The following is a 16,953-nucleotide window of genomic DNA, read 5'->3' on the forward strand; positions in this document are numbered from 1 at the left end:
TGGTGGATCTGATTGATTGGGTGCAATGGCCCGCCATGATAGTGACTGTCATGTCAGCTTGGTATATCGGTTCTCAACAACCGCGCCGACGCATGATTGCCTTTTGGGGGTTTATCCTCAGCAACGCGCTATGGGTTATCTGGGGATGGCACACAAATGCTTTCGGATTGATTATGCTCGAGTGCATTTTGCTTGGCATGAATGTTCGTGGGTTCAGGAAAAATCAGCGCGGTCGCCAGGCCTCCGAATGAATCGCGCCTACTGATTCTGAAAGTTCTTTTTAAACCCACGTAGGTTCATCGAGCAAAGACAGATCTGCAGCACGATCAGTGCGTAGGCCTCCGCATAAGCCCCCCAAATGACCCATAGCACATTACTCAAAATAAAACAGAAGAACCCGGCCATTCTTCTCGCGGGGCGTTGAGACCCGATAAGCCACGCGGCGATCACTGTCACTGCCATGGCTGGCCACTGAACCCAATCCAGATAACTCAAGCCAACCTCTCAATCTCTATCGATAAAAAAGAGAGGGATATGAGGGCGAATAATTCAGATTTTTTGAGCGATTTTGGGATGTACCGTTCGTCAGGCATGGCTCGAATTTGTTGAACGTAGGATTTGCTCTCTCGGACAGATTAAACATGTGCTGACGAAAAATCCCTTTCGTCTTGCCTCTGGGAGAACGCTATGAAAGCCATCGTTTACAACGGCCCTCGTGACGTCAGTGTGCAAAATGTGCCGGACGCCAAAATTGAAAAACCCACCGACGTTCTGGTGCGGGTGACGGCCACTAATATCTGCGGATCTGATCTGCATATGTATGAAGGCCGAACCTCTTTCGAAACCGGCAGAGTGTTTGGCCATGAGAATCTGGGCGAGGTCATCGAAGTTGGCGCCGGTGTGGATCGGGTAAAGGTAGGCGACCGCGTATGCCTGCCATTTAACATCGGCTGCGGCTTTTGCGAAAACTGTGAAAAAGGTCTGACCGGATTCTGCCTGACCGCTAACCCAGGCAGCGCGGGTGCTGCATACGGGTTCGCTGACATGGGCCCTTATCAGGGAGGGCAGGCCGAACTGCTTCGGGTGCCTTATGCAGACTTCAACTGCCTGGTGCTGCCAGAAGATGCGCAAGAGCGTGAAGAAGACTACGTCATGCTGTCCGACATCTTCCCGACGGGCTGGCATGCAACCGAGCTGGCGGGCCTCCTTCCTGGGGAGAGCATTGCCATCTACGGCGCAGGCCCGGTGGGTTTAATGGCCGCCCACTCAGCAATCATCAAGGGCGCCTCTCAGGTGTTCGTGGTCGACAATCATCCCGACCGTTTAAGGCTCGCCGCTCAGATGGGTGCTACGCCCATCAACTCGCTTGAGAAAGAGGCAGTGGACCAAATCTTAAATCTGACTCACGGCAAAGGCACCGATCGAGGATGTGAGTGTGTTGGTTACCAATGCTGCGACCGCCACGGTCATGAGGCCAATCATCTCACTATGAATAACCTTGTCGCCTCGACAAAAGCGACGGGGGGCATCGGTGTCGTTGGAGTGTTTGTACCGCAGGATCCAGGCGCTAAAAATGAACTGGCCAAAGAAGGCAAGATGGCCTTCGACTTCGGCGCTTTCTGGTTCAAGGGGCAGCAGATTCGAACTGGGCAGGCTAACGTCAAAGTCTATAACCGTCGCTTGGCCGAGCTTATCCATCACGGTCGTGCCAAACCATCTCAGATCATTTCTCATCGACTCAAGCTCGCCGAAGGCCCAGATGCCTATAAGCACTTCGACGCACGTGACGATGGCTGGACGAAGGTCGTACTCAAGCCAGCAGCCTGAAATGAACAGCCAAATTCACTAGTAGGTAAACGATCATGAAAAAGTTGAGTATGTGCTTGGGCTTTTGCAGCGTATTCATGCTTCATGGATGCTTTGACAGCGCCGACAATGCAACCAAAGACAACTCCAGCGGTACCAAGTCCTCTGTACAGATGCAGGAAGGAAAGTCGGACGACAGTAAGCGATAATTGATGGCCCAGACCGTTATGAACCGCTGGGCCAAAACCCTTTGACGACAATAAAATGTTGGGTTGGATGCTCCACTAATGTAGGCAATGTGCTCAGCCACTAAGAGGATGCGATCATGCCGCGCGGGGATAAAGACAAGTACACCGATAACCAAAAACGCAAAGCGAAACATATCGAAGATAGCTACGAGGCTAAAGGGGTTCCCGAAGATGAAGCAGCACGTCGTGCTTGGGGAACAGTTAATAAACAGTCAGGTGGCGGCGAACGGAAGGGTGGGTCTGGGCAGAAAACCACCAAAGCAAAAAAGGCTAAAGCCCGAGAATCATCAGCCCGGCGAGCTGCAGCAACACGACAGGGTGCTCCGCGAACTGACCAGCGATTAGAGGATATGAGCAAAAATGAGCTTATGGAGCGAGCTCGTAAACACCGAATAGCCGGGCGTTCGACTATGCGTAAGATCGAACTGATCAAGGCGCTGAATGAGGTGAGTTAAGGACTTAACCGAAGTGACCACGTGGCATGAGCGGTGCGACCAATGAATTCACGCTGGCCGCTTCGGTGTAACGGCGCTGGCTGGCCAAGTTTACCCCTCAGGGGCCACCGGTCCGTATGCGCCTGCCCAACACACCTTGCGTGATTAAGTAGCATTTCGGTGCGTCGGCAGTCGCGTGAGCACAGCTTTGAGATAGATCCTTGAGCCTTCAGCCTAGCCAGCCCCTGCTTGATTTGCTCAGGGTTCTCGAAGATCGTCTCTAGAGCACCACCAGTGCTACTCTGTCGCAGATACGGCCCGCGAAGTTCTGCCTTAGCGGTAAAGCATCGCCCATTAGGCCAAAGGGCCTCTCCTAGACGCCAAAAGCTCGTAAATGCTCAACCGCTACCGCCAACAAGGACGTCTTGCCCGCGCTATGGCCTAAGATGATTTCGTCCTTACGCGCTCGCAATTTTATGGAGACGCTTCTCAAGCGCCACCCTGTACAGGATCCTCAGATTATCACCATCAAGCTTGGAGATGGCCTCTGTAACTTGAAGATTCAATATCAACTCCTGCGCGCGAATATTATGGATCCACGCTTCAACTGCGGTAGGTGCTTGCGCAATCAGGGCGAGTAAATGAGCCGATACATGTTTAGCGGGGTGAGTATCTTTACTGGCGCCTAACATGGATTTCCACCCTAATTCTTAACGGTTGCAGCGGGCTAAAGAACTGTCCGCCTTTCAGTTAGTGAGACGACTGCGTCGAACCACGTAAGTGATCATAGGGGACATTTAGAAATGAGCTCCAGGCATGAAAGGCCTCATGATGACGCAAAGCTGCGGCATCCCACTTGGCTCCCGCAACCTCCTTGAAGAAACAAGCATCATCATCGTGCTGGTTGCCGCATCTAGCTCAATTAAAAGGTAGTGGGACTTGAATCTGAAATCATCGATTCCGCTCATACGCTCGCCTTGCGATGAGTCTCGCCGGAAATTCCGGAATGTACCCATCGCTGTAGTGACCGATGAGTCTTGGGAGCATTCAAGTGAACCGATGAACGGTCAATTAGCTTTGTCGATTCGGGGTTGAAGAGGCTTTTCAAAGAGCTGAGTACCTGTGGATTTTTTCGTGGCGTTTTCAGAGCTTCCAAAAAACATTTTGACTAGGCTCTAGAACAGTGTTCTTAGGCTGTAAAATGCTAAATGTGCCCCCAATTTTGCCCCCAGTCACATGCGCTGCTCGAGCAATTGTGAATGCGCGCCCTGGCGGTGATCCACCGCAGTAATTGATCGGGTTCAGTGGCAACAACCCCTTTGAAATTGGCAGGTTCGTCCACTTTGCAGATGCTTACTGAAGGCCAGCCTGCTGCTATCTACTGATGCATCTCGGTCACGGACATAGTGAATACCAACTTGGATCTGCCAGCGTTGGAATAGGAATGGGGAACATCGGTTTTGGCCACTGCCGAACTCCCCGCAGGAATGACCAACTCTGTTTCCCCTACCACACATTTCAGCGCGCCTTTTTCCACATGAAACAGCTCAAGCGTGCCCTGAGGATGCCCCTGTGAAGAGAAGGATTCGCCTGGGTGCATTTCCCAACGCCACAGTTCGATCATATTTGGTCCGGACGTTCCAGCCAGAAGGCGCGCCGTTCCTCCCAGGTCCCCGGTCCAGAGCGTGGGGATGTCTTGGCTGTCGATGATATGGGCGGACGGGGCTTCGCTCACATTGACGATGTCTGCAACGGACAGGCCCAGCGCGGCGGCGATTTTGCAAAGGATGCCGATACTGGGGTTCGCCGTACATTTCTCTATTTCGACAACCATTCCTTTGCTCACGCCAGCACGGCGGGAAAGTTCATCCAGCGTGATCTTCTGTGTTTTGCGTGCCTGTTTAAGTGTGCGCGCAACGGCCAGGCTGACGGCATGAGCATCAGCGCCAGGGGTAGTCGACAGGCTGGTATTGGTGGTCATTGATGAAGGTCATGAGAAAAATGTGCTGGGATTCTCGGCCTTTATAAGTAGCTCCGTCAATCGGCTCAGCCGTTATAGTAGATGATAATGGTCATTATATTGACTTTATTGGTCGTCGCTGACTAGCATGAAATGACATTTAGGTTCCTGGAGGTTTTTGATGCTGTCCGTACTGCCGTTAATCGATCAAGCCGTTGCCGAGCTGGCGCCGGAGTTCAGGGCCCTGAGTATCGTGGTGGAAGCTGCACCACTGGCTCATCCTGAGGTGGCCCAGGCTGCGCTGGACCGTGCTTGCAAGGCTGTGCAGGAAGGTGGGCCAAGCTGGGGAGAAGGCCATCTGGCTGCATGGGCTGAGACCTTTCGAAAGTTTGGGGCCAAGCCGCAGCGAACACCTTGTTCAGCTGAAGCGCTGCGTAAACGAGTTTTACGTGACGGCAGCTTGCCTAGCCTGGATCCCATCGTCGATCTCTACAACGCAATCAGCATTGAGTACGCCATCCCGGTTGGCGGGGAAAACATTGAAGCCTATGTGGGCTCCCCACGGCTTGTAGTCGCTGATGGCACTGAGCCTTTTGACACGATGAAAGAGGGGGCTGCTGCCTTCGAGTATCCGGATGCCGGCGAGGTTGTCTGGCGCGATGACAAAGGCGTGACCTGCCGTCGCTGGAATTGGCGGCAAGGTGTCAGGACACGTCTCGGTGCTGACGCGAGAAGCATGTGGTTCATTCTGGAGAGTCTGCCGGCGATGCCGCTTGAAGCCCTGACGGAAGCGGGGGACAAACTCATCGAAGGGTTGCAGCAAATGATGCCAGGCGTCCAGATCGAAAGCTCACTGATTGGTCCTGGGGCCAAATAGTCCATAGACCACTGCAAGGAGTGATGACGATGTTTACCGGTCTTAGTGCATTTCCTCTGACCCCTATGGATGAGCAGGGTGTGGACGAAAATGCTTTTACTTGTCTTGTGCAGCAATTGGTGGCAGCTAAAGTAGATTCCATCGGGGCTCTAGGATCCACCGGAGGCTATGCGTATCTTTCTCGAGCCGAACGTTCTCGAGTTGCTCAGTTGGCAGTAGAGGCCGCGGAGGACGTGCCTGTGATGGTGAGCATCGGCGCGCTGCGTACACGCGACGTTTTGCTGCTGGCTGAGGATGCGCAAGCCGTGGGGGTCAAAGCCTTGCTGCTGCCACCCGTGTCATATCAAAAACTGACTCAGGACGATGTGTTCTCGATGTACGAAATGGTTTCGGCCAACGTCTCAATCCCGCTATGTGTCTATGACAATCCTGGTACCACTCATTTCGAATTTACCGATGAGTTACACGGGCGTATTGCAGAGCTACCCAATGTCAGCTCAATCAAAATCCCTGGCGTCCCCGAGGCGCCACATCTGGCCAGGGAGCGTGTGGAGCGCCTGCGGAAATTGATTCCGAGTCACGTGACTATTGGAATAAGCGGCGATGCGTTTGCCGCTGTTGGAATGAATGCCGGCTGCGATGCCTGGTATTCGGTCATGGGCGGTTTGTTCCCCAATACGGCGCTCGCCATCACACGAGCAGCATTGTCAGGTGACGCCTTTGAGGCTATGCGCCTCTCCGAATCCTTGAAGCCGCTTTGGGCATTGTTCAGCCAATTTGGCGGTAGCTTTCGCGTGATAGCCACTGCAGCGGAGCTACGCGGCATTACTCACTCTCCGAGCGTGCCTTTGCCGCTTAGAACCATCGAAGGGGAAGGACGCAAGCAAATTGCAGCGGTGATAGACGCGCTCGAATTGAGCTGAGCACTGCGGTGAACACTCTGCCTCATCATGGTTGAGGAGGCAGAAATCCAACTGCCTACAGTTTCAAATACGTTGTGAAATGATCTTGGTGTCCCTCCAGGATTTCCCTGGGTAGGATCGTGCTAACACTTCCTCGATGCTGCAGGCCATGAGAAAGCACATGAGCAAGGATTTGTTCTTTGGTCATGTTGCCGGGTTTGCCATCCTTGAAAATAAATTCCACCGGTTCAGACAGCTCCTTTGCAGTGACTGATTTCGTGTAATCGACAAACCATTGATTTGCCGCTGTGAAAGCCTCTTCCAACTGACGAATGTCTTGCCGCTGCTCAGTGACGACGTCGTCAAATTCCTCCGGTTTTCCCTGCAGTCTGGCGATGAATAGTTGGTCCACAATATTGATGTGCCTGAGCCAATAACAGGCCTTCTCCATTTCCAAAGGAAACGACTGCGAAATGGGCGCTTTCAAGCACCTGAATAACACATCCTCAGACCATGCCTTGTACTGATAAAGCGAGTGCAGCAGATTCTTGGCACACATGGTGTTCTCCCATTTCTAAGCATTGTCGGCCCTCGCACATCCCATGGGCTTGGACAAAAGGGGGGTCGTGTAACGGGAACGGAATACCGTTAGCGAGATATAATAGTCGATATATGGTCATTGGTATGAAGCTGGATCAAAGGCGATTAACGCTACCGCATTGAATTCCGCAGAAGCCCCAGCTTGCAGGCGGCCGGCTCGGAAATGGCTTGAGGGTGTCTTGGATCATGAAATACGTCAGCACACGGACCCCTGGTAGAACGTACGAATTCAGCGAGGTGCTGATGGGGGCGTACGCGCCTGACGGTGGTTTGTACGTGCCGCACAAGGTTCCCCGCTTCAAAAAGGAGGAGCTCTCAAAGCTCGAATGGTTGCCCTTCCATGAATTGGCTCGCTACGTAATCGAGCCCTTTCTGGGGGGATGGATCGAGCAGGATCTGTTGTCTCGGATGCTTGAGGAGATTTTTGATTGTTTTAAAAGCAACGCAGTGACACCGCTGTACCAGACCGCAAGTAACGAGTGGATACTCGAATTGTTTCATGGGCCGTCAGGCGTCTACCAAGACGTTGGCCTTCAGTTGATGTCTCGCTTTATCGATCATGATTTACTCAGGTCTGGTAAGAAGGCGCTGATTATAGGTTGTACAGGTGGAGATACTGGCGCCGCAGCAATAAAAGCATTTTCGGGAATGAAGGGCGTTACGTTGTTGGTATTGCATCCTTCCATGGGGTTAACGGCGGAGGATCGCATACGCTTACTGAGTACGCACGAAGATAATGTTGTGAATGTTGCGGTCGACGGAGACTATTCTGATTGTCATCGTTTGTGTGAGCAGTTCCTGAAACAAAGTAATAATGCACGGCAGCATCTTATTTCGTTCAACTCAGTGCATTGGGTTCGCGTACTTGCGCACCTCTCCTTCTATTTCTATTCTGCTCTTCAGCTCGGTGCGCCTAAAAGAGAGATTGCTTTCAGTGTCCCGACTGGAAATTTTGGCGCCCTGTACGCTGGTTATATTGCCAAGCAAATGGGACTGCCGATTCGACAGCTTATCGTTGCCACGAATACTAACGCCGGACTGCATAACTTTCTCCAATCAAATCTGTACAGTCGAAATGAAATTCGTGCTACCAAAATTCCCACGATGAATGTTTCATTAGCCTCTAATTTTGAGCGCCTACAGTGGAGCATTTTAAATCGATGCGGAGAAAAAGTAGCTCGTAATATGCAGTTGCTAGAAGGCGAGGGAACTATTCAGTTAGCGCAGGATGAATGGTTGGAGGCACGCAAACTGTTTGACTCACTGGCTGTGGACGATGCAGACGCATTCAGTTGTATTCATGAGGTCTTTGCAGAGAGTGGATATCTGGTCAGTCCCAATACCGCCATCGGCTTGCGCGCTGCACGTGTAAGCAGACGCAGCTTGATGATCCCCATGATTTGCCTGGCAACCACACATCCGTCGAAAGTTGGCACTGCAACCCAAAAGCCAGAGATTGTTGGCCACCTAAATACAATTGGTGTTCCTGTAGTTGCTGAACAAGACTGTACTTCAATTCCCAACGACGTCAGGTCGCTGATCTCACTGGTCAGGGCATTATCAAAAGACACGGAGTCTCACTCGTTATAAGTCCGGAGCCAGAGATGAAACGTGTTTTAGATAAAGTTGATGAAAAGATTTTGGAGGAGCTAACTCGCAATGCACGGTTGGCCCACAACGATATTGCCCTAAAAGTCAATTTGTCCAGGAACGCAGTCAGGCTGCGGATTGAGCGATTGGAGCGCGATGGGTATGTCCGAGGCTACACAATTATTAAAGGTATGCCTTCAGCTGATGCAGGACCCATTAATGCATTAATCTTCGTTTATCGTAAGGATCGTATGCGAGATTCAGAAGTTGTTCGTTCCGTTGGTGCAATGCCTGAAGTTATTTCCTGCAATGTGATGAGTGGCGACCTCGATATTGTACTGACGGTTCAGGCGATGAATGCAGATCGTATCCACAGGGTATGGAGTGAGATCTCGACGCTGCCGGGAGTCCTGAATACCGTAACGTCTTTTGTTCTGTCGAGCACAAAATAGCAAGTTGCGCTGTTGTTCGAGCATTTTGCTCGCAACAACGTTCTGTTTGCCATATTCGTAAAGTTAAGTTGGCGGCTTACTATCTCAGCACCACAACATAACAATGAGAACCCTGTCGTGACTGAATACAAAATTGCGTTGCTTGGATTTGGTGGCGTTAACCGCGCGCTGACCCAGCTTATTGCCGATAAGAATTCGCGTTGGGCCGATGAATTAGGTTTTACCTTGAAGATTGTCGGTGTCAGTGACCTTTACCTCGGTTCGATCATTAACAAAGACGGACTGGACGCTCGTGAATTGGCAGCAGTGCCTGCTGCTAAAGGCAGTTTCAGGACCCTGGCCGGCGGGACTGCTGAGCCGGCAAACGAAACCGTTATCCGCTTCTCTGGCGCCGATATTGTCGCTGAGGCAACGTTCACCAATCCTGTGGATGGTGAACCGGCTACGACCTTCTGCCGCTGGGCTCTGGAAAAGGGCGTCAGTGTCGTGACCACCAACAAAGGGCCCGTGGCGCTGCATGCACAAAGCTTGAAGACGCTGGCCGATAGCACCGGCGCCCGCTTTGAATTTGAAGGTTCTGTCATGAGCGGGACCCCGGTTATCCGTTTGGCCAAGGAGTCACTGGCAGGCTCGGAAATCACCGGCTTCAAGGGGATCCTCAACGGTACTTCAAACTTTGTCCTCTCCAGCATGGAGACGGGGTTGGACTTCTCCAGTGCTGTCGCAAAAGCGCAGGAATTGGGGTATGCCGAAGCTGACCCAACAGCGGATGTAGAAGGGCACGATGTGCGCTTGAAGGTTGTCATCCTCGCCAATGAACTGCTAGGCGCAAAACTCAAACCAAGCGACGTCCTGTGCAAAGGGATTTCTGAAATCACGGCCAAGGATATTGCCGAGGCGTCGAAAGCAAATGCCCGCTGGAAGCTGATTGGCAGCGCAGAGAAACGCAGCGATGGTTCGATTTCAGCATCGGTAAGTCCGAAACTCTTGCCGGCGAGCGACGCGCTCTCAGCCGTGAGCGGAGCCACCAACGCAATTACCTTCAACACGGCCATTCTCGGTCCCGTCACTGTAGTGGGTGCGGGGGCAGGTCGTTTTGAAACCGCATTTGCCTTGCTCGCCGACATCGTAAGCATCCACAACCACAAAACCACGTCAGGTAAGTAATCATGAATAGCTTGAGTCTCTCGCTCGCTGCTGATTATAAGGCCATTACGGTGCTCAGCCCGTTTGACGGCAGCAAAGTGGGTGAAGTGGCAGACATACCCGCATCATCCGCTACCACGATAGTTGACACCGCCATTTTAGGTGCCTTGATTGCCAAGGATCTGCCACGTCATGAGCGTGCGCGTATCTTGGAAAAGGCCGCAAGCTCAGTCGAGCGTGACAAGGACTCCTTTGCCAAACTGATCGTCGCGGAGTCAGGAAAAACGCTGAAGCAGGCGCGAAAGGAGGTGTTGCGATGCGTCAATACCTTGAAGTTGTCTGCCGAAGAAGCCAAGCGCAATGCCGGTGAAGTCATTCCTTTTGACGCCTATGTCGGGTCTGAGTCCCGCCAGGGCTGGTTCACCCGTGAACCGTTGGGCGTCATCGTCGCCATCACCCCTTACAACGACCCGCTTAACCTGGTCGCGCATAAATTGGGGCCTGCCATTGCAGGAGGAAATGCAGTTGTTCTCAAGCCGTCTGAGCTCACACCGCTATCAGCGATCAAGCTGGTGGAGTGCTTGATCGACGCGGGTCTGCCTCCGGTTGTTGTCACCGTCGCAACAGGCGGCGCCGCCCTGGGCAAGGCGCTTGTGGCCCACCGTGCGGTGCGCATGGTGTCTTTCACCGGCGGCTTTGTCACGGGTGAGCAGATCGCTCGTACAGCTGGCCTCAAGAAGCTAGCGATGGACCTTGGCGGTAATGCGCCGGTCATCGTGATGGCTGATTGTGATTTGGATGAAACCGTTGATTCATGCGTGTCGGGGGCTTTCTGGGCGGCCGGACAAAACTGCATCGGTACCCAACGGATCCTCATCGAGGCCTCACTCTATGAAGCCTTCAAAACGCGCTTTGTTGAACAGACCTCTAAGTTGATCGTCGGCAACCCTGCTGATGAGCAGACGGACGTAGGGCCGATGATTACCGAGGCGTCAGCCAAGCGTACCGAGGAAGTGGTCAATGACGCCATTGCCAAAGGCGCCACGTTGTTGTTTGGCAACACATGTAACGGCTCGCTCTATTCACCTACCGTGCTGGAAGGCGTCGACCGCCAATGCAAGTTGTGGTGCGAAGAGGTGTTCAGTCCGGTAGTCATCCTTCAGAGCGTCGCCTCCCTGGATGAAGCATTGGCGCTGGCTAACGAACCTGAATACAGCCTGCATGCTGGGATCTTCACCAGCAATCTGAAGGTTGCAATGACCGCCGCTAAACGCCTGGAGGCGGGCGGGGTGATGATCAACGACTCTTCCGACTATCGTTTTGATGCAATGCCTTTCGGCGGCTTCAAGTACGGGAGCATGGGTCGTGAGGGCATACGTTTCGCTTACGAAGACATGACGCAACCCAAGGTCGTTTGCATTAACGGTGTGAGTGGACGCTAAGCAACTCTCACAACTCAAGAATGAAACACACAACAATAAAGAGGAAACGACATGCGCCCCGATAAGCACAACCTTTCGACATTATCTGCAGCGACACTTGCTGTTCATGGCGGCAATGTCGCGGATGTCACCAGTGGCGCCGTCCGTACACCATTGGTCATGGCGAACTCCTATCTCTTGCCGGAAGATCCGGCGACCATGGACTGGTCGAGCCCGGACGGGCTCGTATACACACGCAATCAAGGCCACAACCAGGTTTGCCTTGAGAAAAAACTCGCAGCCCTTGAGGGTTGTGAAGACGCGGTAGTATTCGCGACCGGTGTTGCTGCCTTGCACTCGGTATTTTTTTCATTCTTGAAAAGTGGTGATCACGTCATCGTCAGTGACATCACCTACCAGGCAGTCTGGCGGCTTTTCGCCGAACTACTGCCTGAACGTTACGGCATTGAGGCAACCTTCGTAGACGTAGGTGACCTGGAATCGGTACGTAACGCCATTCGCCCCAATACCAAGCTGATCCACACTGAAACGATCGCCAACCCCACCACGAAAGTTGCTGACATTGCCGCATTGGCTGAGATTGCGCACGCCCATGGCGCGCTGATCTCTGTGGATGCCACATTCACGCCGCCTCCATTTTTTCGTGCAAGTCAACACGGTGTCGACTTCGTCATTCACTCATTGACCAAGTACATCAATGGCCATGGTGATGCGATGGGCGGGGTAGTGATCGGCTCCAACCAGTTGATCAACAAGATCAAGAATGATGCCTTGGTTGACCTCGGCGCGACCATTTCGCCGTTCAACGCGTGGATGATCATGCGCGGCTCGGTCACGTTGCCTCTGCGCTTGAAGCAATTATTGAACTCGGCCGAAAAGTTGGCTCAGTTTCTGGATAGCGATGATCGGATTGCCTACGTCTACTACCCCGGTTTGCCCTCCCACCCGCAGCATGAGTTGGCGCGCCGGCAATTTGCGGGCAAGGGCTATGGTGCTGTGATGGCGTTTGCCGTTGAGGGTGATCCTGATACCCAGAATCGCTTTGTCTCGAACCTGCGCATCATCACGTCGGCCGTTTCATTAGGGCATGACGAATCACTGATCGTGCACGTAGGTGCAGAGGGTCGAGGTGGCTTTGACAAGTACCCCGAAGAGTTCCGCCAGTACGGTCATTTGCGGTTTTCTGTAGGGCTGGAAGACCCAGAAGACTTGATCAAGGATATTGCGTTCGCGCTGGACGCAACATTCAAGTGATTTGAATACGGGCGCTATGTAACCAGGGTTTGGTCAACCCGTCTTTACCCCCGTCCTCGAGGGGGTCTTTTTAATAACGTTGACGTGTTAATTGCGCCTGGCACAAACAGTCTTGGTGTTTTTATTGATTGGGAGTTACTCATGGCTTGGGTGAGTTTGATAGTTGCGGGGATATTTGAAGTTGTGTGGGCTTTTTCGATGAAACAATCTGAAGGGTTTACGCGATTGGTGCCCACGGTCATTACATTTGTCACCGTGGTTGCCAGTTTCGCGCTTTTATCCTTCTCGATGAAGAGCTTGCCGCTGGGTACGGCGTACACCATCTGGACGGGGATCGGCGCTGTGGGGGCTTTTGCTGCGGGTATTTTCTTCATGGGTGAACCCGCCACGCTGTTGCGTATCGTGGCCGCCGTATTGATTGTCAGTGGATTGTTAATGATGAAATTGGTGTCTGCTTGAAAGGCGAGCATTTTGCTCGTGATAACGTTCAATTTGCCATATTCGTAAAGTCGCCGTACTCAGGTGACGTTCAAGTCGAGACGCAGGTCTCGTTAAATAATAACGAGCGTCATGGTTAATGCTGTCGGATGTTTACTGCCCTTAATCCAACTACAATATCTAGGGATGTAATTATGATTTCGCTAAAGAAGCTATGTTTAGTAATGGGCTTGGCGTTGTGCACAAGTGCAGTGTCTGCCAAAGAATACTCCACCTTGCGTTTCGGCGTAGATGCCAATTACGCGCCGTTTGAGTCCAAGGCCGCCGATGGCAGCCTCAAGGGATTTGATATTGACTTGGGCAACGCGATTTGCGCCAAGCTTTCAGTCAAATGCATCTGGGTGGAAAGCGATTTTGATGGCCTGATTCCAGGCCTCAGGGCCGGCAAGTTCGACGGTATCCTGTCATCCATGACCGTGACGGCCACTCGTGAAAAAGCCATTGATTTTTCAAGCGAGCTTTTCTCCGGATTCACGTCCTATGTGTTCAAGAAGGGGTCGGACCTGAGCACGGATGTGGCATCACTCAAAGGCAAAACGGTTGGCTATTTTCAAGGCAGTATCCAGGAAGCTTACGCCAAGGCCGTGCTGGACAAAGCCGGGGTAAAAATCCAGTCCTATCAGAACCAGGATCAGGTGTATTACGACCTGGTAGCGGGTCGGCTGGATGCATCCCTTCAGGATGCGCTTCAAGCCCAACTGGGTTTTATCAACTCCCCCCAGGGCGCTGACTACGAAATGAGCCCGTCGGTCGAGAGCCCTTATCTTCCCTCCAAAACAGCCATCGGCATCGCGAAGGGCAATACAGAGCTCAAGGCCTTGCTGGACAAAGCGATCCAGGCTCTTCACGACGATGGCACCTATGATTCGATCCAGAAGCAGCATTTTGGCGATCTGAATCTTTACAGCGGCAAATAACCACCCGGCGCTCGTCCGCTGGATGGGCGTTTTCGCTATAGGTTGTTGATCATGTTTGAAACATTATTAGGCGTATTGGGGCTCTCTGCATTCAGCTTGCAAGGCTTCGGCCCGCTGCTGCTCGAAGGCGCCTGGATGACCGTCAAGCTGTCCCTGTGCTCTCTTTTGCTTAGCGTATTGCTCGGGTTGATGGGCGCCAGCGCTAAACTGTCCAGTCTCAAGCTGCTGCGTATGCCCGCGCAGCTCTACACCACACTGATTCGTGGGGTGCCGGATCTGGTGCTGATGCTGTTGATTTTCTACAGCCTGCAAACCTGGCTGACGGTCATCACAGTGGCATTGGGCTGGCAGTACATCGAAATCAATCCCTTCGTCGCAGGAATCATCACCCTTGGTTTTATCTACGGCGCCTATTTCACCGAAACTTTCCGTGGCGCCATGCTGGCCGTACCCCGTGGACAGGTCGAAGCCGCTACTGCCTATGGGTTAAGTCGCGCCCAGCGTTTTCGCTTTGTGGTATTCCCGCAAATGATGCGGTTTGCCCTCCCGGGGCTGGGTAATAACTGGATGGTAATTCTTAAAGCCACCGCATTGGTGTCGATCATCGGCCTGGCTGATTTGGTAAAGGCTGCCCAGGACGCAGGAAAAAGTACCTATCAATTGTTCTTTTTCCTGGTACTGGCTGCACTGACCTACCTGATCATCACCAGCATCTCCAACTTCGTCCTGCGCTGTCTGGAAAAACACTACGCCGCGGGTTTACGGGAGGCAGTGCGATGATCGAACTAATGCAGGAGTACTGGAGGTCATTCGTCTACAGCGATGGCCAGCAAATCACTGGTCTGGCCATGACACTATGGTTGCTCAGCGCATCGCTTTTCATCGGCTTTATCGTATCTATTCCATTGTCCATCGCACGCGTGTCCTCCAGGTTTTACGTGCGCTGGCCAGTGCAGTTTTATACCTACCTGTTCAGGGGGACACCGCTCTACATCCAACTGCTGATCTGCTACACCGGAATCTACAGCCTCGCCGCAATACGCGCTCAGCCTGTGTTGGACGCATTCTTTCGCGATGCAATGAACTGCACCATTCTTGCCTTCGCTCTGAACACGTGCGCTTACACCACCGAGATATTTGCCGGGGCCATTCGCAACATCGCTCATGGCGAAGTCGAGGCGGCAAAAGCGTATGGCCTCTCGGGATGGAAACTCTATGCGTTTGTGATCATGCCGTCAGCCTTGCGTCGCTCGCTGCCGTATTACAGCAACGAAGTGATCTTGATGCTGCACTCAACCACGGTGGCATTCACCGCCACGGTGCCGGACATTCTCAAAGTTGCCCGTGACGCGAACTCGGCGACCTTTTTAACCTTTCAATCGTTTGGGATTGCGGCACTGATTTACCTGACGGTCACTTTTGCGTTGGTCGGATTGTTCCGAATTGCCGAACGTCATTGGCTGGCCTTTTTAGGGCCGACTCACTGAGCCCTGTATCTGACAGGGCCGCTCCCAACCCGCTTAGAGGATGATTGCGAACATGTACAAATTGACGGTTGACGGACTACACAAGAGTTACGGTACCCATGAAGTACTCAAGGGTGTTTCCCTGCACGCCAAAACGGGCGATGTCATAAGCCTGATCGGCGCGAGCGGTTCGGGAAAGAGTACATTCCTGCGCTGTATCAATTTTCTCGAAACACCCAACGACGGTGCCATGAGTTTGGATGGCAAACCAATTTGCATGGTTAAAAATCATGCTGGATTACGTGTGGCGGATGACCGCGAGCTGCAACGACTGCGTACCCGCTTGGCCATGGTCTTCCAGCATTTCAACCTGTGGGGACACATGACCGTGTTGGAAAACATCACCATTGCCCCGCGTCGGGTGCTAGGCGTCAGCAAAAAAGACGCAGAAGACCGTGCGCGGCGATACTTGGATAAAGTCGGCTTGCCTGCCCGTGTTGCCGATCAGTTCCCTGCATTTCTTTCCGGTGGTCAACAGCAGCGGGTAGCGATCGCCCGCGCCCTCGCCATGGAGCCGGAAGTCATGCTGTTCGACGAACCCACCTCGGCGCTTGACCCTGAGGTGGTGGGCGAGGTGCTCAAAGTCATCCAGGGGCTTGCTGAAGAGGGGCGCACCATGATCATGGTGACCCATGAAATGGGGTTTGCACGCAAAGTGTCGAACCAACTGCTGTTCCTTCATCAAGGACTGGTTGAAGAGCAGGGCGGACCTGAAATTCTGGATAACCCCAGAAGCGAGCGCCTGCAGCAGTTTCTGTCCAACGGGCTTAAGTGAAATGCTTTGGCTATGACCAGCGGAACAAAGAACCACGCGGCCCATGAGGGTTTGGGACGCATCGACGCGGCCATCGTCGACGTACTGCGCCGCAATGGGCGCATCACCTATAAAAAACTCGCCTCACTGGTGCACTTGAGCGAGAGCCCTTGTCAGCAACGCGTTCGCAAGCTGGAGAGGCTGGGCGTCATCCGCGGTTACGGGGCATTTATTGACGAGCGCAAGCTATTACCCGGTTTATCACTGGTGGTTCTAGTGACACTGGCTGAGGGCAGGGGATGCAGCACGCAAAAGGTATTTGAGGCGCTTGTCAGTGCTTGCCCGCAAGTCATTGAGTGTCACCTGGTGAGTGGTGCGCTTGATTACTGCCTCCGAATACGCTGCCGGGATATGGAGCATTTCCGATCAGTCACTGAATCATGGCTGGAGAGCATTGAACTGCACCTCGAGAAACTGGTGGCCTATCCACAGCTGGCCGTCATCAAGCCTTCATCGACGCACCTTGGTATCGAATAACAATTACAAC

At 52.9% G+C, this 16,953-nt stretch carries 20 protein-coding genes; 16 read left to right on the top strand and 4 right to left on the bottom strand.

The window, feature by feature from the left end; all coding sequences use genetic code 11:
• Positions 1 to 2: 2 nt before the first annotated feature.
• Complete coding sequence (locus DK870_RS14840) at positions 3 to 251, top strand: hypothetical protein (RefSeq protein ID WP_078828233.1); 249 nt, start codon at positions 3 to 5, stop codon at positions 249 to 251.
• 7 nt (positions 252 to 258) lie between these two features.
• Here DK870_RS14840 and DK870_RS29685 read toward each other — a convergent pair whose 3' ends face one another.
• Complete coding sequence (locus DK870_RS29685) at positions 259 to 462, bottom strand: hypothetical protein (RefSeq protein ID WP_045792439.1); 204 nt, start codon at positions 460 to 462, stop codon at positions 259 to 261.
• A gap of 225 nt (positions 463 to 687) precedes the next feature.
• Between DK870_RS29685 and DK870_RS14845 the strand changes: the two genes are divergently transcribed.
• The gene (locus DK870_RS14845; RefSeq protein WP_104993644.1) at positions 688 to 1,827 is read left to right on the top strand and encodes a glutathione-independent formaldehyde dehydrogenase; all 1,140 of its coding nucleotides are present in this window, start codon (positions 688 to 690) and stop codon (positions 1,825 to 1,827) included.
• A gap of 304 nt (positions 1,828 to 2,131) precedes the next feature.
• Complete coding sequence (locus tag DK870_RS14850; protein ID WP_073637659.1) at positions 2,132 to 2,509, top strand: termination factor Rho; 378 nt, start codon at positions 2,132 to 2,134, stop codon at positions 2,507 to 2,509.
• Positions 2,510 to 2,946: 437 nt separating this feature from the next.
• Here DK870_RS14850 and DK870_RS14855 read toward each other — a convergent pair whose 3' ends face one another.
• Positions 2,947 to 3,180, bottom strand: a complete 234-nt coding sequence (locus DK870_RS14855) for a hypothetical protein (RefSeq protein WP_027616433.1) — start codon at positions 3,178 to 3,180, stop codon at positions 2,947 to 2,949.
• Between the two features lie 686 nt (positions 3,181 to 3,866).
• Complete coding sequence (locus tag DK870_RS14860) at positions 3,867 to 4,469, bottom strand: XRE family transcriptional regulator (RefSeq protein ID WP_041021432.1); 603 nt, start codon at positions 4,467 to 4,469, stop codon at positions 3,867 to 3,869.
• A 160-nt stretch (positions 4,470 to 4,629) separates the two neighbouring features.
• Between DK870_RS14860 and DK870_RS14865 the strand changes: the two genes are divergently transcribed.
• Both DK870_RS14865 and DK870_RS14870 read left to right on the top strand, forming a co-directional pair.
• Positions 4,630 to 5,325 carry a B3/4 domain-containing protein gene (locus DK870_RS14865; protein ID WP_041021433.1) on the top strand — a complete coding sequence of 232 codons (696 nt, stop codon included), beginning with the start codon at positions 4,630 to 4,632 and terminating at the stop codon, positions 5,323 to 5,325.
• Between the two features lie 29 nt (positions 5,326 to 5,354).
• Complete coding sequence (locus DK870_RS14870) at positions 5,355 to 6,248, top strand: dihydrodipicolinate synthase family protein (protein WP_161548971.1); 894 nt, start codon at positions 5,355 to 5,357, stop codon at positions 6,246 to 6,248.
• Positions 6,249 to 6,303: 55 nt separating this feature from the next.
• On the opposite strand, the gene DK870_RS14875 is transcribed toward DK870_RS14870, so the two are convergent.
• Complete coding sequence (locus DK870_RS14875; protein WP_161548972.1) at positions 6,304 to 6,786, bottom strand: DinB family protein; 483 nt, start codon at positions 6,784 to 6,786, stop codon at positions 6,304 to 6,306.
• A gap of 227 nt (positions 6,787 to 7,013) precedes the next feature.
• Between DK870_RS14875 and thrC the strand changes: the two genes are divergently transcribed.
• The 11 genes from thrC (at position 7,014) to DK870_RS14930 (ending at position 16,943) form a co-directional block, all read left to right on the top strand.
• Positions 7,014 to 8,417: a threonine synthase gene (thrC, locus tag DK870_RS14880; RefSeq protein WP_104993647.1), complete on the top strand. Its 1,404-nt coding sequence runs from the start codon at positions 7,014 to 7,016 to the stop codon at positions 8,415 to 8,417.
• A gap of 14 nt (positions 8,418 to 8,431) precedes the next feature.
• Positions 8,432 to 8,869, top strand: coding sequence for an Lrp/AsnC family transcriptional regulator (locus DK870_RS14885; RefSeq protein WP_027606629.1), 438 nt, complete (start codon positions 8,432 to 8,434; stop codon positions 8,867 to 8,869).
• A gap of 117 nt (positions 8,870 to 8,986) precedes the next feature.
• On the top strand, positions 8,987 to 10,036 hold the full coding sequence (locus DK870_RS14890) for a homoserine dehydrogenase (RefSeq protein WP_161548973.1): 1,050 nt from the start codon (positions 8,987 to 8,989) through the stop codon (positions 10,034 to 10,036).
• Between the two features lie 2 nt (positions 10,037 to 10,038).
• Complete coding sequence (locus DK870_RS14895) at positions 10,039 to 11,457, top strand: aldehyde dehydrogenase family protein (protein ID WP_161548974.1); 1,419 nt, start codon at positions 10,039 to 10,041, stop codon at positions 11,455 to 11,457.
• Between the two features lie 51 nt (positions 11,458 to 11,508).
• A complete protein-coding gene (locus DK870_RS14900; protein ID WP_139645610.1) occupies positions 11,509 to 12,711 on the top strand; it encodes a PLP-dependent aspartate aminotransferase family protein in 1,203 nt (400 codons plus the stop codon).
• A 141-nt stretch (positions 12,712 to 12,852) separates the two neighbouring features.
• Positions 12,853 to 13,170 carry a multidrug efflux SMR transporter gene (locus DK870_RS14905; protein ID WP_041021439.1) on the top strand — a complete coding sequence of 106 codons (318 nt, stop codon included), beginning with the start codon at positions 12,853 to 12,855 and terminating at the stop codon, positions 13,168 to 13,170.
• Positions 13,171 to 13,343: 173 nt separating this feature from the next.
• Positions 13,344 to 14,126: a transporter substrate-binding domain-containing protein gene (locus tag DK870_RS14910; RefSeq protein ID WP_060752886.1), complete on the top strand. Its 783-nt coding sequence runs from the start codon at positions 13,344 to 13,346 to the stop codon at positions 14,124 to 14,126.
• A 51-nt stretch (positions 14,127 to 14,177) separates the two neighbouring features.
• The gene (locus DK870_RS14915; RefSeq protein ID WP_161548975.1) at positions 14,178 to 14,906 is read left to right on the top strand and encodes an ABC transporter permease; all 729 of its coding nucleotides are present in this window, start codon (positions 14,178 to 14,180) and stop codon (positions 14,904 to 14,906) included.
• Positions 14,903 to 15,613: an ABC transporter permease gene (locus DK870_RS14920; protein WP_161548976.1), complete on the top strand. Its 711-nt coding sequence runs from the start codon at positions 14,903 to 14,905 to the stop codon at positions 15,611 to 15,613. Before DK870_RS14915 ends, DK870_RS14920 begins: the two co-directional genes overlap by 4 nt.
• 52 nt (positions 15,614 to 15,665) lie before the next feature.
• Positions 15,666 to 16,427, top strand: a complete 762-nt coding sequence (locus tag DK870_RS14925) for an ABC transporter ATP-binding protein (RefSeq protein WP_161548977.1) — start codon at positions 15,666 to 15,668, stop codon at positions 16,425 to 16,427.
• A gap of 12 nt (positions 16,428 to 16,439) precedes the next feature.
• Positions 16,440 to 16,943, top strand: a complete 504-nt coding sequence (locus tag DK870_RS14930) for an Lrp/AsnC family transcriptional regulator (RefSeq protein WP_161548978.1) — start codon at positions 16,440 to 16,442, stop codon at positions 16,941 to 16,943.
• Positions 16,944 to 16,953 lie beyond the last annotated feature (10 nt).

Source organism: Pseudomonas sp. Q1, assembly GCF_009935975.1.
Taxonomy (GTDB): domain Bacteria; phylum Pseudomonadota; class Gammaproteobacteria; order Pseudomonadales; family Pseudomonadaceae; genus Aquipseudomonas; species Aquipseudomonas palleroniana.